Below are 22,552 nucleotides of genomic sequence, written 5' to 3'. Positions count from 1 at the left end.
GAAGATGGCTGATAGCAGTCTTCAGTCAACCTGAATACAGGAGGGGTTTTACATGACAGTGAAAACAAAAAGTTATCTCTACCAGCACGGAACGCTCGGTGGTTTGATGCAAGACTTAATGGAGGGAACGGAAAAAATCGGAACCTTGTCTGATTATGGTGATTTTGGCTTAGGAACATTAGAAGGTTCAAATGGCGAGGTTATTTTCTTAGATGGTGTGATTTATCATGCAGATGAGACAGGAACGATTAACCAATTAACCGGTGAGGAGCTAACTCCTTATGCTGCGGTCACCAATTTTGAATCAGATGGCGAATTTTCGATCGTTGATGCTGGTGATGACACAGTGAAAGCAGAGATTTTAAACAAAATCAGTCACAACTTATTTGCAGCTGTTAAAATAAAAGGTACCTTCAAACACATGCATGTGCGAGTGGCACCAAAACAAGTCAAACCTTACCCAAGATTTGTCGAAATTGCTCGGCATCAACCTGAATTTGAAGCAGATCAAGTTTCTGGCACTATTGTTGGCTTCTTTACGCCAAAATTATTTCATGGTGCTGCGGCGGCGGGCTTCCATCTGCACTTTATCAGTGATGATCGTAAATTTGGTGGACATGTGTTAGATTTTGAACTGGCTGATGGTAAGGTGGCCTTAATGGAATTAGCTGAATTCCGTCAACACTTTCCCATCGAAAGTCCAGACTACTTAGCAAATGAAATTCAATTAGATGAAATTTCAAAAGATATTGAAGAAGCTGAATAGCATAAAAAAACAAGGATCAGAACTTTTCTGATCCTTGTTTTTTAGATTCCTAATAGTGGGGCAGGGTTGACAAAACTTGACCACAGAGCAGTCGAGACACCAAAGTGTAAGTGGACTCCAGTGGAATTTCCAGTGGTTCCCATACCACCTAAAACTTGACCGGCTGTCACTGTTGAGCCAACACCGACACTTGGAGCAGAAACCATATGCATGTAATAAGAATAATAACCATCCGGATGCTGAATTACTACGTGATTTCCAGCTGACCAGTGAAACCCGGCTTCTACAACGGTTCCGCCTTTAGAAGCCATAATCGGTGTTCCAGCAGAACCAGCAAAGTCAATCCCGTCATGCTGAGTCCCAGAAGCTCCAGTTGGATCTTGACGAGGACCGAAAGGACTAGTGACTACTAATCCAATTGATAAGGGAGATGACCAGCCATTAGTATTTACAGAAGGTTTTGCTTCGTCGACAGCAGGAGTTTCTGTAGGGTTTGTAGTGACTTGACTTGCGCTGGTATCTGTAACTGTTTGCGCTTGCTCTTGTTGCTGTCTGGCTTCTTGTTCTTGCTTTTGTGCTTCTAATTGCGCGATTTCCGCCATTTGTTTTTGCTTGGCTGTTTCTGCAGCGGCTGCTTGTTTTTCAGCTTCTTCTGCTGCTTTTTGAGCTGCAACGGCAGCTTGTTGCGCTTGCTTTTCAGCTTCAGCTTGGGCCTTTTCTCGGGCCTCAGTTTCTTTTTTGCGTTGTTCTTCTAAGGCTTTTAGCGCGGCTTGCCGTTTCTTTTCAGCTTCTTGTTTTTGCTTTTCAAATTTTTCTTTTTGGCCTTTTTCAGTTGCGATACTTGCTTGAAGTTCGTTGATTTTGACTTGTTGATCTAATTTTGTTTGAACTAATTTCTCTTGTTTTGCTTTTAATTCGGCCGTTTTTTGATTGATGACCTGTAGTCGCTGCTCTGCTTCTTTTTCCAGTTTTTCGAGTTCTGATTTATCTTTTGTTTGCTGTTCCATGATATTTTTGTTGGCACTTAAAATGGTTGAGACGGCCATTGTTTTTTTAACGGCTTCTCCAACGGATTTAGAGTTAATAACCGCGTCAACGATTGAAGCAGAGTCCTGTTTTGTTTGGACATTCCGAGCTTGATTTCGGATCTGTTCTTCACGCTTTTGAATTTTTTCTTGTAGGATCGCAATTTTAGCAGTTAAGTCGCTTAATTTTTTTTCTTCATCCGTTTTTTGTTTCAAGACATCGTTAACTTCTTTTTCAACCGCTGCAACTTGCTGTTCTAAAGCGGCTTTTTGATCTTCGACCGATTGCTCCGTTTGCTGTAACTCAGTGATCTTTTTATCTTGATCAGCAATCTTTTGGTCATATTCATCGGCTAAAACGCCTAATGGAGCAGTAGTCAGTGTTAAGGCACATAAAGTTAGTGCCGTATATTTTTTTAATTTAATCAATGGATTCCCTCGCTTTTTCATCGTTCGGGTTCAATTATATAAGAAAGCTTGAATAAAAAGGTCAAAATAGTTGAACTTTCATCTAACCGTATAGTTTGTAATGAGAATGAAATATTTATAACTTTCAGAAATCCTGAAACAATCTTTTGATAAGTATTTTTTAATAGAATATAAAGATTGTCTTGGCTTAGAAAGAATAGGTGAATCAATGGAGTTCTCTTGATTGTTAAGGTAAAATAAATCAAAGTTATCGATTTTTTTTAGAGATTCGCTGATCAGAATGGTCTACTTGCAAACTTTATAAATAAAATGGAGGAATGATTATGAGTTGGAAAAATTCGGAAGCAAAAGAAGAAGCCTATAAATTATTATTACTGCAGCAAAAAGCATTATTGGAAGGCGAGACTGATTTAATTGCAAATTTGGCAAATTCATCGGCATTATTGAATCAAACTTTACAGGAAACGGTTTTTGCCGGCTATTATCTTTACAAAAACGACGAGTTGATCTTGGGACCCTTCCAAGGCAATGTTTCTTGCGTCCATATTCCTATGGGAAAAGGTGTTTGCGGAGAGTCGGCTGAAAAAAATCAAACCTTGATCGTTGAAAATGTCTTAGAGCATAAGAATTATATTGCTTGTGATTCAGCCGCGCGTTCAGAAATCGTCGTGCCCATGAAAAAAGGTGATCAACTAATTGGTGTATTAGACTTAGATAGTTCAGAAATTGGTATATACGATCAAGTGGATCGGTTCTATTTAGAACAATATGTCTCGTTATTATTAGAAAATATGGTTATAAATAGAGATTAGCGCCTTAAAAAATGCTTATTTAATAAATAACGCACATAATGTAGCTTTTTACTCCGCTTAATGCTACTATATAAGTGTAGTATAAAACATTAATGAGGTGGTTGAATGAATAAAGAAGCGATTATTATAGGAGAAAGCTATGAGTGCCGTAAAACTGATTTTGCTCGGCCAATCATTGGAGAGGTAATCCGGAAAGAAAATAAAGGCTGTATCGTGAATGTTGAGCGTTTTTACGGATTAGATGTAGACAAGATTGATCAAGTGGACGGTCAAGTCCTAATCAAATATAGTGAAGTAGCGGGAATTGTTTCTAAAGAATGTTTCTTTAGTTAAAGTCACCCATAAAAAGAACACGCGAGAAACGCTAAAAAGTTTCTTGCGTGTTCTTTTTATTGGGCCGATTGTAATGCGCTTTATAAAAAATGGTCAGTTTTCTTTTAGAATATCGGAAAAAAGATCAAGTGATCAGTGTGAGAACGATCATGCAACTACATCTGTGAAGTGTTTTAACGCTCCAAGAGGTTAAGGTTAGCCAATCGAGTTGATCAGAAACTCTGCAAAGGCAGTCGTGGAAAGTTCATCGATGGCTAGCATTTGAGCGAAATCATGAGTCATTTTCTTTTCTAAGAGCGCTTGTTCAACGGCCTGCATAATTTTTTGACTAGCTTCAAACCAGCCCAAATGATCCAACATCATGACTGCTGAAAGAAGTAACGAGCAAGGGTTGGCCCAACCTTTGCCAGCAATATCTGGTGCAGTCCCATGGGTCGCTTCAAAGATCGCATGGCCGGTCTGGTAGTTGATATTTGCGCCAGGGGAGATCCCAATCCCGCCAACTTGAGCAGCTAGAGCATCAGAAATATAATCACCATTTAAATTGGTTGTTGCCACAACTTGATATTTTTCAGGGTAGAGTAGAATTTGCTGCAAGAAATTATCGGCGATGACGTCATCCACGATAATCTTAGCGGCCTTTTTCGCTTCGGATAAGGCTTGGTCTGCTTTTTCACTGCCTGACTCGGCGGTGATCTTTTTATATTGATTCATAGTAAAGGCTTGCGGATATTTTTTTTCAATCAACTCATAGCCCCAATTTTTAAAGCCGCCTTCAGTGAACTTCATAATATTCCCTTTATGAATAATCGTCACGCGTGTTTTCCCTTGCTCGATTGCGTAATCCATCGCCGCGGAAATCAACCGTTCACTGCCTTCTTCGGAAATCGGTTTAATCCCCAAGGCGCTAGTAGCTGGAAACCGAACTTTGGTCACTGCCAATTCATCTGTCAAAAAGTCCAGCAATTTTTTTACCTCTGGAGAGTCTTTTGCAAATTCAATTCCAGCATAGACATCTTCGGTATTTTCTCGAAAAATTGTCATGTCGGTTTTTTCTGGTTCTTTTAATGGAGAAGGGACACCTTCAAAATAGCGGACCGGGCGCACACAGGCATATAAGTCCAATTCTTGGCGCAAGGTCACGTTCAATGAGCGAAAGCCTTCGCCAATTGGCGTAGTCAAGGGCCCTTTGATGGCTATTTTATGCTCTTTGATGGCGGCGATGGTCTCATCAGGTAACCAGTTTCCCGTTTGTTTGAAGGCTTTTTCGCCAGCTAAAATCTCTAGCCATTTGATTTTACGTTCCCTTTGATAAGCAGAAGCGACTGCGGCGTCTACCACGCTTTGAGTCGCTTGCCAAATTTCTGGCCCAATGCCATCGCCTTCAATGTAGGGGATGACTGGATTCAACGTATCTGTCATTAAGCTTGCTCCTTTTGCATTTTTTTATTGATCACTAAAGGCAGGATTCCTTGGTTTTTCCAATAAACGATATCGGCTTCAGAATCAAAGCGCAGCTTCACCTGGAAATGGATCTCTTTTTCACCCAATGCTGTGACATCAATGATTTGATTGATAGTAGGCTCGGTTGGAAAATCAAAGGTATAGCTTTCTAAGCCGGTTAAGCCTAATGAATCTGCCGTGTCATTTGGTAAATATTCAAAAGGAATAACTCCCATCATTACCAAGTTGCTGCGATGGATTCGTTCGTAGCTTTCTGCCAGGACTGCCTTGACGCCTAAGAGTTTAGTTCCTTTAGCCGCCCAATCCCGGGAGGAGCCCATCCCATAGTCTTTACCAGCTAGAATCACTGTCCCGATTTGTTCTTTTTGGTAGGTCATAGCTGCATCATAAATCGATAGTTCTTCACCAGTAGTAGCTAGTTTGGTATAGCCGCCAGTCGTTTCAGGAGTCAATTGGTTTTGAATCCGAATATTGCCAAAAGTTCCCCGCATCATGACTTCGTGATTGCCCCGTCTAGAACCGAATGAGTTAAAATCTTTATAGGCTAGGCCACGATCCTTCAAGTACGTACCTGCTGGTGACTGTAAGCCGATGTTTCCAGCTGGGGAAATATGGTCAGTCGTCACAGTGTCACCAAATTTAGCTAAGACTTGCAAGTTTGCTAAAGGATTGACTAATTGTTCAGCTTGTCCCAAATTGGTAAAGAAGGGAGGGTTGGCGATATACGTCGATTCATCATCCCAGTCATAACAAGCCCCTTCGGAAGTTTCGATTTGATTCCAGCGTTCATTTGACTGATAAATGTTTGTGTAGGCCTCACGGAAATCCTCGGGGTTCAAATAGTCATTGATATAGGCATTGACCTCTGTCTGGGAAGGCCATAAATCCGCTAAATAGATCTCTTTGCCGTCAACTGTAGCTAACGGTTCTTTTGTCAGGTCTTTTTTGATCGTTCCTGCCAGAGCGTAGGCGATAACTAACGGCGGTGAAGCTAAATAGTTAGCCTTAATCAAAGGATGAATTCGTCCTTCAAAATTTCGATTCCCAGATAAGACCGCAGAAACTACTAATTCACTATCCTTCAAGACTGTTTCAATTTCAGACTCTAATGGACCGGAATTTCCAATACAAGTGGTACAACCATAACCGACAATGTCAAAGCCTAATTTAGCTAACGGTTCCAATAAACGCCCTTTTTCTAAATATTGTGTAACGATTTTTGAGCCAGGAGCCAACGAGGTTTTAATCGTTGATGGAACCTTAAGGCCGAGTTCCACCGCTTTTTTGGCTAATAGGCCGGCAGCGACCATGACTGACGGATTGCTCGTGTTAGTACAACTAGTAATGGCAGCTAATGCGAGATCTCCGGTTTCTATGACCGTGTCAGATCCTGATAGTGCTTCCTTGCGGGTAAGTTCATCGGTCGTCAAACCAAAGCCTTTTGGTCCACTGGGATTTGTCAGGGAGGTTTGAAAATTTTCTGCGACGTCGCCTAAAGGAATTCGGTCTTGTGGTCGCTTGGGACCGGCAACTGAAGAATGAACAGTTGAGAGATCTAACTGAATGACTCGCGTGTATGTTGGCGTGTTCGCTCCGTCATAAAAGAGTTGATTTTGCTTGGCATAAGCCTCGACTAAGGCAACTTGTTCTTCTGGACGGCCGGTTAGACGTAGATAGGTAAGAGTTTCCTCATCGATAGGGCAAAAACCACATGTCGCACCATATTCAGGGGCCATATTGGCAATCGTAGCACGATCAGAAAGACTCAATGTTTTATAGCCGCTGCCAAAATACTCAACAAACTTACCAACAACTTTTTCGTTGCGTAACAGTTCTGTTAAATAAAGAGCTAAGTCGGTAGCGGTAGCTCCAGGACTTAAAGTCCCCGTTAATTCTACGCCAATCACTTCAGGGGTTGGGAAATAAGAGGCTTCCCCTAGAATCGCCGCTTCGGCTTCGATGCCACCAACTCCCCAGCCAAGTACTCCTAGGCCATTGATCATCGTTGTATGTGAATCGGTTCCTTCTAACGAATCAGGGAATAGTAAGTTTTCCTCATTTTTCAAAATAACGTCGGATAAATATTCAAGATTAACTTGATGGATAATTCCTGTTTCGGGTGGAACCACTTCAAAGTTATCGAAGGCCTGTTGGGCCCATTTTAAGAACTGATAGCGTTCATGGTTGCGTTCAAATTCTTTTTCAGTGTTGTAAGCCAGACTTTCCTTCGTTCCAGCGCAGTCGACTTGAACAGAGTGATCGACAACTAAAGTAACAGGAATTTCAGGATTGATGAGTTTCGGATCGCCTCCTAGTTTCACAACCGCATCACGCATTGCTGCTAGATCGACGACAGCTGGCACACCAGTGAAATCTTGTAAGACGACGCGTGAGGGACGAAAGGGAACGACTCCGGCAGGTTGTTTGGCATCAAAAGCCAATAAATTTTCCAAATCAGTAATTTCTTGATGACGTGCGAGGCTTTCTAATAGGACCCGAATGCTGTATGGATAATCAGTGATTTCTTTTTGGTATGAATCAGCAATTGCTGAAAGATCGAAGTATGTATAATGTTCGTTATTGACTAATAGTTCTTTTTTCCAGTTCATTCCAAACCCCTCCTAAATGTGTTATCGTTTAAAATCAGATGGGTTTATTATACGAATAAAAAAAAAGAAAGTAAATGAAATTATTAAAAGTATTTCATTTTAAAGCAATGATGTTATAATGTTTCTTAACCGTTTGTAAAATTTAAGCAGGTTAGGAGGACACAGTAATGTTAGATTTGAACCAAATGGCTGAACTTTGCCGCAAAGAGGACTATTTAGAGGCATCTTTGTATAGAAAACATAATGTTAAAAAGGGTTTGCGAGATCTAGATGGAAAAGGTGTTTTAGCTGGATTAACCAATATTTCTACGATTCATCCGCAAATTATGGACGGCGATAAGGTTCTCTCGAAATATGGGGAATTACGTTATCGCGGAATCGATATCAATGATTTGGTTAGGGGATTTGTTTCTGAAGAGCGTTTAGGTTTTGAAGAGGTCAGTTATTTGTTATTATTTGGTTCCTTGCCAACCCAAGGTGAATTAGCTGAGTTCAACACTTTGATCGGTAAAAGACGAACACTTCCGACTAACTTTGTCCGTGATGTTATTATGAAGGCGCCCTCACATAATATTATGAATATGCTTTCACGCAGTATCTTGACATTAGGATGTTATGATCAAAAAACTGACGACATTAGTATTGAAAATGTTTTAGATCAATGTCTATCATTAATCGCTATTTTTCCAATGATCGCTGTATACTCTTATCATGCATATAATCACTATACTAAAGGTGAAAGCATGTATATTCATCGTCCAGCTGAAAATTTAAGTACAGCTGAAGCCATTTTAACGATGCTGCGATCAGACAAAAAGTATACGTTCCAAGAAGCACAAACATTGGATATGGCTTTGGTCTTACATATGGAACATGGTGGAGGAAATAATTCAACTTTTACGACTCGCGTTGTAACTTCAAGCGGGACTGATACGTATTCCACTATCGCGGCATCACTAGGGTCATTAAAAGGACCGAAACATGGAGGAGCTAACATCAAAGTTACTCAAATGATGGAAGATTTGAAGGCAAATGTGACTGATTGTGAAGATGAGAACGAAATTCGCGCTTATTTAGAAAAAATTCTAAATAAAGAAGCCTTTGATAAACAAGGCTTGATCTATGGAATGGGACATGCCATTTATGCAGAATCTGATCCACGTGCTGAAATTTTCAAACGTTATGTTGAAAAATTAGCGGCGGAAAAAGGTTCCGAAGCATCGGCAGAGTTCAATTTGTATCGTAAAGTCGAACGACTAGCTCCTGAAATTATCTCGAAAAAACGCAAAGTCTATAAAGGAGTTAGCGCCAATATCGATTTCTTTAGCGGTTTTGTCTATCATATGCTTGATTTACCGCAAGAATTGTATACGCCAATGTTTGCGATTGCCCGTATTGTTGGCTGGTCGGCTCATCGAATTGAAGAACTGGTCAACGCTCAGAAAATAATTCGACCTGCTTATATGGAAGTTTCCGTTGACCGTGAATATCAAGAACTCAGTGAACGTTAAGAGTAGGATTGGAGCAAATTATATTTAGCTAGAATGGATTTCTAAAAGAGGAGAGTGACAAAATATTTGTCACTCTCCTCTTTTGCGTCCATATCTAGGAAGCTCACTCAGTAATCAAACCTAGTGTAATACAGGCATTCCAAATCCCGTCATCAGATACAGCAGTGGTCACGTGAGCGGCTTTTTCTTTAAGTTCAGGAGAGGCATTGCCCATTGCAACCGGAAAACCCACGGCATCAAACATGGTGAAATCATTTTCTTCGTCACCAAATGCTAAGGCTTGATGAGGAGTGATCGCCATTTCTTCACAAATTCTGTGAATTCCTGCTGCCTTCGTTCCATTTTTTAAATGAATGGTAGCAGCCATTGGTGCGACTTTTTCAACAATTAGGGGAGAGCTTGGCTCAAATTTTAAAATATCTTTTTCATTCCAAGGAATAATCAGTTGTAAAATCCCATCTGGAAAAGGATCACTCATTTTCAAAATAGTTTTTTCAGTTGAATGATTCAGATAGTAGTGACTATTTTCGAAACAATATAGACATTGCTCTGTTTCAAGCAAAAAATCAATTTGCTGTTTTCGTAAATAATCAACTAATTCCACGACTAAGTCTGGAGGAATAATATTTTGATGAAGCATTTTTCCGCGATAATGTACACAATTGCCGTTCGAGGAAATAACACTATCGACGCCCAGATCTTTGGCTAATTGCACAATTGTCTGGTGATGGCGTCCCGAGGCGATCACTGGTTCAATATTGTTTGCTTTTAACTTTTTTAAAGCGCGTTTGGCAGAATCGGGCACACGTTGGGTAAACGTTAACGCTTGCGGCAGCTGATTGTCAGCCAAAGTTCCATCAATGTCAAAAAAGGCCACTCGAAAATTTTTCATAAACTCACTCCTCATTCATTTTTACGACTATTCAAGAATCATTCTTTTTAAAAATCAAATAAATCATCAAAATAGCTCAATTTATCTTCATTATAAAAGAAATAGCCGGAAACATCATTACCATTTCAGTTGAAACAAGACTATTTTTAAATAAATAAGGAATTCGTAGGAAGATAACAGCAAGTACCTTAGGGAACGAAGGGTTTGCATTCACTTTGAAATTCGCTACAATGATAAAAAAGATAGTTGGAGAAGATAGGATGAAAAAGATAACCATCAAAGAGGTTGCGGAAGAAGCCGGCGTTTCCAAAACCACGATTTCACGATTTTTAAATAATAATTACGGCAATATGTCAAAAGAAACAAAAAATAGAATTGCGGAAGTAATTGAGCGCTTAAACTATCGCCCTAGCAGACAAGCACAGGCTTTAAAATCAAAACATAGTTATTTGATAGGAGTAGTTGTAGCTGATATCTCCAATTTATATTCTTCGTTACTTTTAAAGGGAATCGGATCAATTTTGGAAGATCAGGGCTATCAAATGATCATAGTGGATGCGGCTAATTCAGTATCCCAAGAAACCGAATTGTTAGAAAAACTACTGGACCAAAGTGTGGAAGGAATTATTCTGCAGCCTTCTTCTCGTCAATCAGCAAATTATACATTTATTACGGAACGAAATATCCCGTTACTATTAGTTGATCGGCAGACGGAACCAGAAAAATGGTCGTCAGTAATGACCAATAATATAGACGCAACGCAAGAGGTGATTGAAAAAGCCTTAGCTAAAGGATATGAAAACGTCGTGGTCTTAAGTGAGCCGATTAAAGATGCCAGCACGCGAGAATTGAGGTATCAAACGGTTAAAAAAACGACAGAAAAAGCGGGGAAGGACTGTCAATTGATTGAGCTGACAGCGAAAGAGCAACTAGCTGACTTACTGAAGCCGACATTAACCAGTTCAAAGAGAAGTTTACTCTTTGCTTCCAACGGTCGTGTATTGATGGATACGTTAGCCTGGTTGATTGAAGAAGAAATCAAAGTTCCAGAAGAACTTGGGATTACCGGATTTGATGATTGGAATTTGACAGCGTTAGTCGGTCCCGGAATCACTAGTATCGAACAGCCATCAAAAAAAATTGGAGAAATTGCGGCTCAGCACTTACTAGAATTACTAAAACAGCCCCAAAAGAGGCAAGAAATTATTGTACCATCGGCTATTCAATGGCGAAAATCAGTCTAATAAACGTTATTTTTATATATTTTTTTAAAAAGTGAGAGATGTTTGGAAATCGGTTTCCAAACATCTCTCACTTCTTTCGTTAAAAGCTTAATGTTTTTTAAAACTGAAAGCGTTGACAAAATATGGAAACCGGTTTACTATATGTATATGGAAACCGGTTAACAAATAGAGAGGATGCGGAATTATGATGAATAATAAATTGGTGCTGAACTTCTTAGTTTTTGCTGATAGAGTAGCAAATGGTGCATTGCAAAGTGAATTATTACAAGAAATAGCAGACTTGGGTTTTAGTCAAGTTGAAATCAGAAGAGAATATTTTAAGGATCTTGAAGAAGAGATGCCAGTTATTCAAAGAGAAGCCGAGCGTTTGAATTTAAAGTTATTCTACAGTGTACCTGATGAAGTATATGTTGATGGACAGATTAACTCGAAACTACCGAAATATTTGGATGAAGCTAAAAAGATGGGTGTTACACATGTTAAGTGGAACATCGGTACTTTCAACGGTGATCTTCAGGAAGATAAATTAAAAACACTGATTGATCAAGGGATTGCAATTTCTATCGAAAATGATCAGACTCAAACATCGGGAACGATCAAAGCAATCAATACATTTATGAAAGCGATTAATGAAGCGGACTTAGACCTAGGCTATGTTTATGATCTTGGAAATTGGCGTTTTGTCGGAGAAAATGAAATTGAAGCGGCCGAACTATTGAAAGAATATGTCCGTTATATTCATGTGAAGGACGTTCGTTACGAAAATCAAAAACCGCAAGCTACCGGTTTGGATCATGGTGAGATCGATTGGCGCAATGTGTTACAAATTTTACCAAAAGATGTTCCTGTTGCAATTGAATATCCAACTACGTCAAACACTGAAATTATAGAGGCTAAAGAATTATTGGAGGATGAATTCTAATGACTGATCAACAAACGAAAATCGATCCAGAAAAGTTTGCGTATCACTTTATGGAAATGAACCATCAGCCTGAGAATGCTTCAGAAGACATGGAAGCAGCGGCGAAGCAAGCATTGGCTGCGTATCTCGCTGGCTACTATTTGATTCAAAAATTTAATCATTTAGAAAATGACTTCTTTGTTGAAGATCACGCAAAACCAATCTCGAAATATCAACGTATTTTAAGTGAATTAAACAAATATTAGGAGGTGAACACTTATGGGGAGCGCAATTACAGGAATATTATTAGCCTTAACCTTTATTGTCTTTGTAATATATGCAATGAAAGGTGGAAACTTAACGGTCGGCTTTTTCGTAATGGCATTATTATGGACGATCATTGGCATGGTGCCTTTCAATGTTGCGGTCAAAGAAATCTTTACGGAACCAGTCTTGAATTACGGAAAGACTGCTGCGTACATCATTTTTGGGTCATGGTTTGGACGCGTTTTGGTAGATACCGGGATCGCCGGCAGTATCAGTCGCCGTACGGAAAAAGTTGGAAAGAAAAGTCCCGTATTAGCCACAGTTTTAATCGCACTTGTAATCGCTTTAATTTTCACGAGTTCTTATGGTGTTGGCTCAGCCATTGCGGTTGGGGTAATTCTTTTCCCAATCATGTTTTCAATTGGAGTCCCGAAAAATATCGCTGTAACAATTTTCACTATGGCCATCGGGGCAGCGATGTATGTCAATAATGTTTTATTCGTCCAATTCCAAGTATTTTTCCCGAAAGTAGAATGGGGAGCACATTATCAACGTTTTGGTTTTGTAGCGATGGGAATTCAAATGGTAGTTCTAATTATTTTTATTCTCTTTAACGCGAAAAAAATTCGTAATGGAAAACCAGAGATTGTTGAAAGTGAGACTGAAGAAGAAATCGTTGAAGTCCCAATTTGGACATATATTTTGCCAGTACTGCCCGTTGCTTTAAGTATTTTTGCAAAATGGGATGCAGTCCCAGCACTATTGATCTCAACGATTATCGCCTTTGCTGCGACAGGAAATATGAAGGGCTACAGCAAATTTGTCACAATGATGAATGACACGGCGAAGCATGCGATTAGCGATATTGCGGGACTATTGATCATGTTGTTTGTCTTAACGATGTTCCAATCTGCAGCTGTCCATGCGATGTCAGGCTTCACGAGCGTTTTCCAATCGATCATTCCTAGCAGTAAACTGGTACTAGTTATTATCGTCGCTATTATCGCTCCACTTTCCTTCTTCCGTGGTCCGCTGATGCTGTATGGAGCCGGTGCTGCAACGGCAGCGATTTTAGTTGGAACGGGTATGTTTGATCAATATTTCTTATATGGGTTATTGGTAGTTCCTTCAATGATGGGGGTATCAGCATGTATTACCCAATCATGGAATCTATGGTCGGTTCAATATGCTGGCCTGGATACTAAGACGTTCTTAATGACGGGGGTACCATGGGCTTGGGTTGCTACGGTCTTTAATCTATTTGCCGCATATATTTTACTTTAAAATAAGAGAAAAGAGGAAACTAACATGAGTGAATTTTTAACTATTGGAGAACCAATTGCTTTATTTGGATCAGAAGAGGTCGATAAATCTTTAAAGGATGCTCGGCATTTTCAAAAATTCTTAGCCGGTGCTGAAGTCAATGTGGCTGTCGGGGTTTCTCGTCTAGGTCACAGCAGTGAATACATCACCCAAGTTGGTAAAGATCCTTTTGGAGAATTTATTATTGACCAATTACACGAAAATCAAATTGGGACAGACTATATTTCAGAAAACGCTGATTTTTGGACTGCTTTCCAATTAAAAGATCGCGTAAGTGAAGGGGATCCAAGCATCTTCTATTTCCGTAAAGGTTCTGCAGCGGCTCACTTTGAACAGTCCGTGTTAGATAAAATTGATTTTTCTGATGTGAAAATGGTACATTTATCTGGGATCTTTCCAGCAATTTCAGCTGAAGCTCAAAAGGCTTTCCGCTATTTGATTAGTTTGTTAGAAAAGAATAAGGTTCGGACAACTTTTGATCCAAATTTGCGTCCACAGCTTTGGGCAAGCCAAGCAGAAATGGTAGAAACTATTAATGACCTTGCTTCACATGCTGAGATTGTGTTGCCAGGGATCAATGAAGGTGAAATCCTAATGGGCAGTCGTGAACCGGAAGAAATTGCAGATTTCTATTTAAACAATGGGGAAGCAACCCAAACGGTTATCGTGAAATTAGGTACAGAAGGCGCTTATGTTAAACAAAAGGATGGTACGAGCTTTACCGTTCCGGGTTTCAAGGTTGCTAAAGTAGTTGATACGGTTGGTGCCGGCGATGGTTTTGCAGTAGGCTTAATCACGGCTTTGATTGAGGAAAAATCATTAAAAGAAGCGGTTGTTCGGGCTAATGCCATTGGTGCGATGGCTGTTCAATCACCTGGCGATAACGATGGCTATCCAACACCGGAAGAGTTGGAAAAATTTTTACAAAAACAGGAAGTGTAACTATGAGACTACAAGCAGCGATTGACCGTGTTTCCTTAGAGGACGCGGTTGCCTTAGCCAAAAAATTGGATGGCAAAACGGACATTTTAGAGATGGGTACGTCATTGGTAAAAGACTATGGTAATTTAGCAATTGAGCAATTAAGAGCGGCTCTTACCCAGACTGAATTATTAGTCGACAGCAAAACAATCGATGAAGGAGCCTATGAGTTTAATCAGGCCTTTCGTTACGGTGGTGATCTTGTCACTGTCATGGGAGCTGCCTCAAAGGATACATTAACAGCCTGCTATGAGGTAGCACAAAAATTCAATAAAACCATGATGATCGATTTATTGGAAGTTTCAGACGAGAAAATCCAGCAGATCAAAGATTTTCCTGAAGCAATCTATGCGTTGCATCATTCAGTAGATCGGAAAGATCACTTTGATGCTACAGCAAGTGTCGCAGAATTTCACAAGAAATTTCCTGAAATCAAACGGTTAGCAATTGCGGGCGGAATTGATCTAAAGCAAGCACAGTTGTTAGCTGAACAAGGGATCATCGAAGTTATTATCGTGGGATCAAAAATCACCAAAGCGGAAGATCCGCTATCCGCAGTAAATGAATTTATGGGAGCTGTTCACAAATGAAAACAATCGAAACTATTATGCAAGAAATCGACCAAGTCATGGAACTTGTTGATGAAAAAGAATTAGATCAGGCTTTGCCATTATTCCAAAAAGACAAACGGATCTTTGTCATAGGAGCAGGCCGCAGCGGATTTCAGGCAAAAGGTTTTGCCATGCGTTTGATGCATATTGGTTATACAGATTACGTAATGGGTGAAACAATCACACCCTCCATCCAAAAAGGTGATACTTGGGTAGCCATTTCTGGTTCAGGAACAACCAAAGGGATTGTTGCTGATACTGAAGTAGCCAAAAAAATGGGATTAGATATTGTTGTTTTGACAAGCGATAAAGAATCTGCATTGGCTAAATTAGCTGATCGAGTAATTGTTGTACCAGGAGCAACCAAAACCGGAGCTGGAATAAAATCGGTTCAATTGTTATCAAGTCTCTTTGACCAGACGGTTCATATTACCTTAGATGCGTTAACACTAAAACTTGCTGAACGGGATCAGACTTCAAATGAAGATGCTCTACATGAGCATGTGAATGTTGAATAGTTGTGCTAAGTGCTCAAAAAAAGCAACCGGTATGTTGAAACTTTGACATACCGGTTGCTTTTTTTTTGTGGAAAAACCTCTGCTAGCTAATTACCTTTTTTAGGGGATATTTCAGCGATAAAAGTTGCTATGTCCTTTTTAAAAAGATATTTGCTGAACTGTTCACTTAATATCTTACTGACATTTCTGTAAGCAAAGATGGGGGTATTCGGCAAAGTATAGTAATAGAGTCCGTTTTCTTGATAAATGGCTTCCTCAACCGTAGTAAAACGATTTCCCTCAATGGCATTTCCAGCATCAGCCGCGATATCGATTAGTAAGGTTCCAGGGGATAATTGTGCCTGTTCTTCCAAACTGATGATTGGTTGATCAGAAGATTCTATTTCAATTCCATTGATAATGATTGAATAGTCAGCTAACTGTTCCTTAAATTGAGGGAGTGTTTTTCGATAAAAAAGCCGCACAGACGAAGTCAATTTTGAAATGGCATGAAAGGCCCCTTGAGAAGTATTTCCTGAGCCTAAAATAGCGACTTTACAGGTTTCATCTGGTAACAATCCAAAATTCAATAAGGCATGCAACACGCCGGCATAGCCTGCATAAAAACTGTTTTGATAGATAAAATTTGTCGGAATTAATTGTGACGGATAGGCTTTTCCTTGATAATACATGGTAGGTTTTTGATTGTCTAAATCAAGGACATATAAGTTTTTAGGCAATGCTTGAGACTGCATGAAAGCTTGTCCGGAACCTATAGGGTGAGTCCATCCGATAATCACTTGGTTGGGACGAATAAGATCATAGTCTGAAGGCTGGATGACTTTTAATGAAAAGATACAGTCACACTGGGCAAAAATTTCTGAACGTGACAAAATAATGCAACCGACTTTTTGGTAGTCGGTATCTGGGATATCCAAGGAATCACCAAAATTGTTTTCAATGTAAATAGTATTTTCGAATTGCTTGATATGTTCTGGGAGTAGGGGAATTCTTCGTTCGTTTGGAAAATTTGATTTTATAAAACCTAATTTCATAATTACCTCACTTTTCTATTCACGCTTATTTTTTACTTAATAGAATTCTAAAAAGGCAGTACTTACGCTAATTCCTCCTCTAAAGCTTAGTCTAACACAGTTTAGTCTGATTGAAGTGGATCGTTCTGTAGAAGGGCTGACAAATGCCATGTTTCTCTGACTCTTTCGACCGGACTTTCCGATTCATGATAGATCAGTTCTCACTTAAGAGGTTTACTACCATTAATGTGGACAATTAGGAGATTTATCTATCTCATTTAGGCGTATTTTTAGGAAATCATTCGATGAGTGAGTGAGGTTCTTTCCGATTTTGCGAGCGTTTTCCTTGTTTAGCAGGTATAATGAAGGTAATTAGACTGGCTGGCGAAAGGGAGCGAGACGCATGTTAAATCCATTTATCAATGCAGGCTTAGAAATTATTTTAAAAGAGCTTTATCGCGATAACGTCACTACTGAGCAAGTGTATCAAACAACTGACACTAGTAAGGAACGGTTAATCGTTTATGTCTATCCAGATAAGTTGAAATTCGTCTTTGTCGATCAGGAATTAGAAGCGCTGGCACAAGCAGAGTAGGAAAGGAATCAGCTATATTTTTTAAAAATATCATTGTATAAAAAAAGCAAGTCAAGACACTGGTCAACCAGCATTTTGACTTGCTTTTTAATTATGGAGACGGCGGGAGTCGAACCCGCGTCCAAACATATCGACACTCAAAACTCTACGCTCATAGTCATACTATTTAATATTCGCTTTGTTCTCTGCCGCATGACAGGCCGCAAACATCGCTAGTCTGATGTGCTCTTTTTCAACTTGCAGACGGAAAGTTGAAATGTATCCCACTAAATTTGAGACCCTTACCCGAGTACATGGGCGATACCGGGAGGATCTACGCTAACTGTTTTTAGGCAGCTAAAGCGTAAGAGTTATTGTTGTTTTTAGCAGTTATATTTAACTGTAACGTTTTTACGTAGACGTAACCTACGAAGCGCAATTCAAGCTCAAACTATGCCTGTCGAATCCGTAACGTCCCCTTGAGAAATATTTTGTTGCAAAGGAAAGTATACCATTCTGTTATAAAAAATGCAAAGAACTAATAGGATTATGAAAAATTTGCGATGTAGGTAGTAAAAGATTGAAGAAAAAACAAATTGTTAATGAAGATACGAGTAAGGTAATGGTTCAATAAAATGAAATAGAGTATACTTATCAATGAGAATCAGATGATACTAGGGGGTTAATGTATGAATATATTAATGATTGAAGACAATGAATCTGTTTCTGAAATGATGCAGATGTTTTTCTTGAATGAAGGCTGGGAAGCAGAATTTAAATATGACGGTAAAGAGGGACTAGAAGCGTTTAAGGAAAGTCCTGAAAAATGGGACATGATTACCTTGGATTTAAATTTACCGAGTATGGATGGGATGGAGGTAGGCCGGGAAATTCGTAAAATTTCTAAAACGGTCCCAATCATCATGTTGACGGCCCGAGATTCGGAGAGTGATCAAGTGATCGGACTGGAAATGGGGGCGGATGACTATGTCACAAAACCTTTTTCCCCTTTGACCTTGATTGCACGGATCAAAGCTTTGCATCGACGCAGTGAATTAACTAGCGAACCTCATTTTAGCGAAACGACGTCTATGGATGATTCCTTTGATATTCAAACGGATCATTTTAAGATGAATTTGAAAACGCGGGAAGCTTATTTGAATGATCAGCCAATCGAAGGATTGACACCAAAAGAATTTGACTTGTTGTATACGATGGCGAAAAAACCGCGCCAAGTCTTTACTCGTGAACAACTGCTGGAATTGGTTTGGGATTATCAGTATTTTGGGGATGAACGGACAGTTGATGCCCATATTAAAAAGTTACGCCAAAAAATCGAAAAGGTGGGGTCACAAGTTATCCAGACGGTTTGGGGTGTCGGCTATAAATTTGACGACACTGAGGTTATTCGATGAAATATCTCTACCAGCAATTACTAGCCTTTGGTGGTTTAATCCTGTTAATCTTACTTACATTAGGCGTTTCGTTTACTCAGTTTACCCGGAAAACGCTTGAAGACAATAACTATAAAGAGTTATTGGGTTATGCTCAATCAATGGAGAAAAACAATCTTTCATTGAGTCAGGATATTCGATTTGAAGGAATGCCTAGTAATGAAATTTTTCAGTTTGCAATTCGTGTAACTGAATCGAGCTTGGATCAACAAGATGTTTCTTTTGTATTTATCGACAAGGATAAAAGTGTTCAATATCCTGAGCAGTCAGGCAAAGTCAGTCATCATTTAGTGAGCAATGCACAATGGAAGGCTTTGAAATCCGGGCAGCAGCAAAAGGAAACGAGTTCCAAAAATGTTTTTGGACAAAATCAAACGACCTCTTACGCAATGGTTCCTTTTTTTACCGATGGGGTATTTTTTGGTGTCTTATTGGTGAGCCAGCCAGCGACTAACGTGGAAAACAGCGTTAACTTGATTGTGACGGATTTATTTAAAGCCTTTATCATCGCTTCAATCATTGCCATCATCGTCAGCTATTTTTTTGCTACGCAACAGGTGAAGCGAATCAATCGGATGCGTTCGGCAACAAAAGAGGTGGCTGCTGGAAATTTTGATGTGATCGTTCCCAATCGCAATCGTGATGAATTTGATGATTTAGCCGCTGATTTCAACCACATGACGGTATCATTGAAGGAATCACAAGAGGAGATTGAGCGGCAAGAAGAACGGCGTAAACAATTTATGGCGGATGCCTCTCATGAGATGCGGACTCCCTTAACAACGATTAATGGGTTGCTAGAGGGACTAGAATATGATGCAATACCAGAAAATCAAAAAGCAAAAGCGATTAAGTTGATGCAAAATGAAACATCACGTTTGATTCGTTTGGTCAATGAGAATTTGGACTATGAGAAAATTCGAACTAATCAAATCAGTATTCTACTGCAAAAATTCAATGCAACAGAAGCGCTGGCAATCGTAGTCGCTCAGCTAGCGGCTAAGGCTGAGGCTTCAGGTGATCAATTGGTTTTACAAACAGCAGAAGCAATCGAAATTTATGCGGATTACGATCGCTTTGTGCAAGTGATGGTGAACTTAATTCAAAATGCGATTCAATTTACTAAAGATGGAACGATCGAAGTTATTATCAGTAAACTTGAACAGGCAACGGAAATTAAGATTTCGGATAATGGGATTGGAATGTCTGAAGAACAAGTCAAAAACATTTGGGACCGTTATTACAAAGCTGATCCTTCACGAAAAAATACAAAATACGGTGAATCTGGTCTTGGATTGTCGATCGTACAAGAACTGGTTCGTTTACACAATGGTACGATCAGTGTTGTTAGTGAATTAGAAAAAGGAACCACCTTCACGGTTGTATTCCCAGACAAAGCTGAAATAGAATAAAAAAGAAGCGTAAAACCAATTGGTTTTACGCTTCTTTTGACTTTTTAAAGTATTGCTAAAATAATAAAGTTTAAGATGAAGAGCAAGTCCACGATCCAAAGAATTGGTGAGATTTCTTTGCTTTTCCCTTTAATAACTTTGACGATTGTGTAGAAAATAAAGCCTGCTGCGATCCCGTAAGAGATACTGTAACATAGACCCATAAAAACGCTGGCGAAGAAAGCCGGAACTGCTTCTTCTAGATCCAACCAGTTAATATCAGCAAAAGAGGCTAACATCATTACACCGACTAAGATTAATGCAGGAGCAGTAGCTTGTGCTGGAACGATGGCGATTAGTGGAGAGAACAAGCTGCTCAAGGCAAATAATACGGCTACCACGACAGAAGTTAAACCAGTCCGTCCACCGGCACCAATCCCAGCCGCTGACTCTACGTAGGTGGTAGTATTCGATGTACCAAAGATTGCACCAACCGAAGTTGCGATGGCATCAGCGAACAAAGCTTTGTCCATTTTAGTTTTAAATCCACGAGAATCAGTTTCTAAGGCTTTTTCATCCTCTTTTGAAAAGATACCAGTTCGACGACCAGTACCAATAAAGGTTCCGATAGTGTCAAAAGTATCCGATAAACTAAAAGCAAGGATTGTCATTAAAACTTGTGGTAGTTTGGCTGAGTTTGAAAAAAGTGATCCCATTCCTTCAGCTCCAAATGCCGCCCCAAAAGTAGTTCCCAGTGCTTGGAACGAGCTACCTAATGAATTGGCATGCCAATCGATCGCTCCTAATTGAACGACGCCCATTGGAATTCCTAAAAGGGTAGTTACAACGATCCCAATTAGAATCGCACCACGAACATTTTTAACGACTAAAATTGTAGTGATAACCAAACCGATGATAGCTAATAAAATAGGTGCGTTGTTAAAGTTCGCTAAGGCTGGGACGATCCCGCTATTGATCGTCACATTGGTCGCTTTGCCACCTTCAACGACACTGCTAGTGATTGCTGAAGAATCTGCGCTGAATGAAAGGAGACCAGCATTTTTGATTCCTACATAAGCTACAAAGATCCCAATACCTCCACCAATGGCATGTTGCATGCTTTCAGGGATCGCACGAATAATCAATTTACGAATTTTTGTTACAGTGATCAAAATATTGATGATCCCGCAGACAAAAACCATTGCCAGTGCCTGTTGCCAAGAATAACCCAATCCGAAAACAACGGTATAAGTAAAGAAAGCATTCAGTCCCATTCCAGGAGCCTGTGCATAAGGCACATTGGCGAATAATCCCATCACTAAAGTTCCGATAACGGAGGCGATGATTGTTGCTAAAAAGACAGCTTGGAAAGGCATCCCAGCAGCTGATAAAATACTGGGATTTACGAATAAAATATAACTCATCGCGAAGAATGTAGTGATCCCCGCCATTACTTCGGTGGAAACAGTAGTACCTTGTTCTTTTAATTTAAAGAATTTTTCCATTATAAATAAACGCTCCTTATAAAATAAGTTCATTATATCGGTAAAAACCGAATACTTTCATAGTATAATGAAGAAACAATCGACTTTCAAGTTTAAAACGCATAAAGCAATAAGTAAAAACGGTAATGTTCGTGTTTAGCGAACATTACCGTTTTTACTTATGAAACCTAGCATACGAAAGCTGATTATGATTAAACCTAAAGATACGAAAAGATAGCCAAATGCTTTAAATAATGAACTGAAAAATAAGTCGAGTAGCATGGCGGAAGTTAATTCGAAGGACAGGGAAGAACGAATTGAATAGGCGATTCCGCTAGTCCCGTTGCTTAATACAAATGGAGGTAATTCTTTTAATTGGTTCAATCCTTGATGATAAAAATGTTGCAAGATGGTCTCATACATCGGTTCGAACAAAGCGAATAATAGGATGAAACACAGTGTGGCTAACAATAGTTCAAAAATAAATTCTAAGCCGATCGAATAAACCAACTGTTTTGTCAAAACCGTCCTTTTTTTCTGATGGTGGATACGCAGTCCAAAGAAAATTAGTAATAAGAAAAACAAACCAATGGAACTAATTGCTAAACGACTAGAAAAGTAGTGTTGCATTTGGTTGATTTCTTTTGTAGTAAATAGTTGAATTTGATTGGCAGAATCTAAACGAGCCAGTAAGATTTTTAGCATACTCAAACTGGTCAAGATAAAAAGCGCAACTAGACAGAGCAACCAAGAAATTGAAAATTGTATCCGGTGCTGTTTAATTGTCGAAAGCGTTGTTGAGATAAGTTCCATAGATTCCACCCCTTGTAATTAAGTATAAAATCCTAATTTGAAAGAAATATGAATTCTATCGGAAGAAAAAAACTGCCCATTCGTTTCAAACCGCCTAGTTATGCAAGCTGGATTCGCTGGAGCTCATTCTACGCAGA

General features: G+C 39.5%; 21 protein-coding genes and 1 other RNA gene. 14 read left to right on the top strand and 8 right to left on the bottom strand.

Annotated elements, in window-relative coordinates; genetic code table 11:
* Positions 1-52 precede the first annotated feature (52 nt).
* The gene (budA, locus tag EP1_RS09365) at positions 53-766 is read left to right on the top strand and encodes an acetolactate decarboxylase (RefSeq protein ID WP_067626759.1); all 714 of its coding nucleotides are present in this window, start codon (positions 53-55) and stop codon (positions 764-766) included.
* 41 nt (positions 767-807) lie between these two features.
* Here budA and EP1_RS09360 read toward each other — a convergent pair whose 3' ends face one another.
* A complete protein-coding gene (locus EP1_RS09360) occupies positions 808-2,220 on the bottom strand; it encodes a peptidoglycan DD-metalloendopeptidase family protein (RefSeq protein WP_067626757.1) in 1,413 nt (470 codons plus the stop codon).
* 323 nt (positions 2,221-2,543) lie between these two features.
* On the opposite strand from EP1_RS09360, the gene EP1_RS09355 reads away from it, so the two are divergent.
* Together EP1_RS09355 and EP1_RS09350 are read left to right on the top strand one after the other, a co-directional pair.
* Positions 2,544-3,032, top strand: a complete 489-nt coding sequence (locus tag EP1_RS09355) for a free L-methionine (R)-S-oxide reductase MsrC (protein ID WP_067626755.1) — start codon at positions 2,544-2,546, stop codon at positions 3,030-3,032.
* 105 nt (positions 3,033-3,137) lie between these two features.
* The gene (locus EP1_RS09350) at positions 3,138-3,365 is read left to right on the top strand and encodes a hypothetical protein (protein ID WP_067626753.1); all 228 of its coding nucleotides are present in this window, start codon (positions 3,138-3,140) and stop codon (positions 3,363-3,365) included.
* 195 nt (positions 3,366-3,560) lie between these two features.
* Here the strand turns inward: EP1_RS09350 and icd are convergent, their stop codons facing one another.
* Both icd and acnA read right to left on the bottom strand, forming a co-directional pair.
* Positions 3,561-4,787, bottom strand: a complete 1,227-nt coding sequence (gene icd / locus EP1_RS09345; RefSeq protein ID WP_067626751.1) for an NADP-dependent isocitrate dehydrogenase — start codon at positions 4,785-4,787, stop codon at positions 3,561-3,563.
* On the bottom strand, positions 4,787-7,438 hold the full coding sequence (acnA, locus tag EP1_RS09340) for an aconitate hydratase AcnA (RefSeq protein WP_067626749.1): 2,652 nt from the start codon (positions 7,436-7,438) through the stop codon (positions 4,787-4,789). Before acnA ends, icd begins: the two co-directional genes overlap by 1 nt.
* Positions 7,439-7,623: 185 nt before the next feature.
* On the opposite strand from acnA, the gene EP1_RS09335 reads away from it, so the two are divergent.
* Complete coding sequence (locus EP1_RS09335; RefSeq protein ID WP_425552593.1) at positions 7,624-8,949, top strand: citrate/2-methylcitrate synthase; 1,326 nt, start codon at positions 7,624-7,626, stop codon at positions 8,947-8,949.
* Between the two features lie 103 nt (positions 8,950-9,052).
* Here EP1_RS09335 and EP1_RS09330 read toward each other — a convergent pair whose 3' ends face one another.
* Positions 9,053-9,841, bottom strand: coding sequence for a Cof-type HAD-IIB family hydrolase (locus tag EP1_RS09330; protein ID WP_067626745.1), 789 nt, complete (start codon positions 9,839-9,841; stop codon positions 9,053-9,055).
* A gap of 260 nt (positions 9,842-10,101) precedes the next feature.
* Between EP1_RS09330 and EP1_RS09325 the strand changes: the two genes are divergently transcribed.
* The 7 genes from EP1_RS09325 to hxlB all read left to right on the top strand — a co-directional run bounded on the left by EP1_RS09325 (position 10,102) and on the right by hxlB (position 15,686).
* Positions 10,102-11,085, top strand: coding sequence for a LacI family DNA-binding transcriptional regulator (locus EP1_RS09325; RefSeq protein WP_067626743.1), 984 nt, complete (start codon positions 10,102-10,104; stop codon positions 11,083-11,085).
* 184 nt (positions 11,086-11,269) lie between these two features.
* Positions 11,270-12,007 (top strand): sugar phosphate isomerase/epimerase family protein, encoded by a 738-nt coding sequence (locus EP1_RS09320; RefSeq protein ID WP_067626741.1) that lies wholly within the window; start codon positions 11,270-11,272, stop codon positions 12,005-12,007.
* Positions 12,007-12,252, top strand: coding sequence for a hypothetical protein (locus EP1_RS09315; RefSeq protein WP_067626739.1), 246 nt, complete (start codon positions 12,007-12,009; stop codon positions 12,250-12,252). The genes EP1_RS09320 and EP1_RS09315 overlap by 1 nt, the downstream gene beginning before the upstream one ends.
* A gap of 13 nt (positions 12,253-12,265) precedes the next feature.
* Complete coding sequence (locus EP1_RS09310) at positions 12,266-13,537, top strand: gluconate:proton symporter (RefSeq protein WP_067626737.1); 1,272 nt, start codon at positions 12,266-12,268, stop codon at positions 13,535-13,537.
* A gap of 24 nt (positions 13,538-13,561) precedes the next feature.
* The gene (locus EP1_RS09305) at positions 13,562-14,518 is read left to right on the top strand and encodes a sugar kinase (protein ID WP_067626735.1); all 957 of its coding nucleotides are present in this window, start codon (positions 13,562-13,564) and stop codon (positions 14,516-14,518) included.
* A 2-nt stretch (positions 14,519-14,520) separates the two neighbouring features.
* A complete protein-coding gene (locus EP1_RS09300) occupies positions 14,521-15,147 on the top strand; it encodes an orotidine 5'-phosphate decarboxylase / HUMPS family protein (protein WP_067626734.1) in 627 nt (208 codons plus the stop codon).
* Entirely contained in the window at positions 15,144-15,686 is a 543-nt protein-coding gene (hxlB, locus tag EP1_RS09295) for a 6-phospho-3-hexuloisomerase (RefSeq protein ID WP_067626732.1), read from the top strand. The genes EP1_RS09300 and hxlB overlap by 4 nt, the downstream gene beginning before the upstream one ends.
* Positions 15,687-15,772: 86 nt before the next feature.
* On the opposite strand, the gene EP1_RS09290 is transcribed toward hxlB, so the two are convergent.
* On the bottom strand, positions 15,773-16,720 hold the full coding sequence (locus EP1_RS09290) for a Rossmann-fold NAD(P)-binding domain-containing protein (RefSeq protein WP_067626730.1): 948 nt from the start codon (positions 16,718-16,720) through the stop codon (positions 15,773-15,775).
* A 382-nt stretch (positions 16,721-17,102) separates the two neighbouring features.
* On the opposite strand from EP1_RS09290, the gene EP1_RS09285 reads away from it, so the two are divergent.
* Entirely contained in the window at positions 17,103-17,294 is a 192-nt protein-coding gene (locus EP1_RS09285) for a hypothetical protein (RefSeq protein ID WP_067626728.1), read from the top strand.
* A 91-nt stretch (positions 17,295-17,385) separates the two neighbouring features.
* Here EP1_RS09285 and ssrA read toward each other — a convergent pair.
* Positions 17,386-17,752, bottom strand: a transfer-messenger RNA (tmRNA) gene (gene ssrA / locus EP1_RS09280).
* 210 nt (positions 17,753-17,962) lie between these two features.
* Here ssrA and EP1_RS09275 point away from each other — a divergent pair.
* Positions 17,963-18,688, top strand: a complete 726-nt coding sequence (locus EP1_RS09275; RefSeq protein WP_067626726.1) for a winged helix-turn-helix domain-containing protein — start codon at positions 17,963-17,965, stop codon at positions 18,686-18,688.
* Positions 18,685-20,139 carry an ATP-binding protein gene (locus EP1_RS09270; protein WP_067626724.1) on the top strand — a complete coding sequence of 485 codons (1,455 nt, stop codon included), beginning with the start codon at positions 18,685-18,687 and terminating at the stop codon, positions 20,137-20,139. Before EP1_RS09275 ends, EP1_RS09270 begins: the two co-directional genes overlap by 4 nt.
* A 44-nt stretch (positions 20,140-20,183) precedes the next feature.
* On the opposite strand, the gene EP1_RS09265 is transcribed toward EP1_RS09270, so the two are convergent.
* Both EP1_RS09265 and EP1_RS09260 read right to left on the bottom strand, forming a co-directional pair.
* A complete protein-coding gene (locus EP1_RS09265; protein ID WP_067626722.1) occupies positions 20,184-21,623 on the bottom strand; it encodes an NCS2 family permease in 1,440 nt (479 codons plus the stop codon).
* A 135-nt stretch (positions 21,624-21,758) separates the two neighbouring features.
* Complete coding sequence (locus EP1_RS09260) at positions 21,759-22,415, bottom strand: hypothetical protein (RefSeq protein WP_067626720.1); 657 nt, start codon at positions 22,413-22,415, stop codon at positions 21,759-21,761.
* Between the last annotated feature and the right edge of the window lie 137 nt (positions 22,416-22,552).

The sequence above is a fragment of the Enterococcus pseudoavium NBRC 100491 genome (genome assembly GCF_001544295.1).
Taxonomy (GTDB): Bacteria; Bacillota; Bacilli; order Lactobacillales; family Enterococcaceae; genus Enterococcus_A; species Enterococcus_A pseudoavium.
Note: the sequence above shows the minus strand (reverse complement) of the source record. Positions and strands in the feature narration are given on the sequence as shown.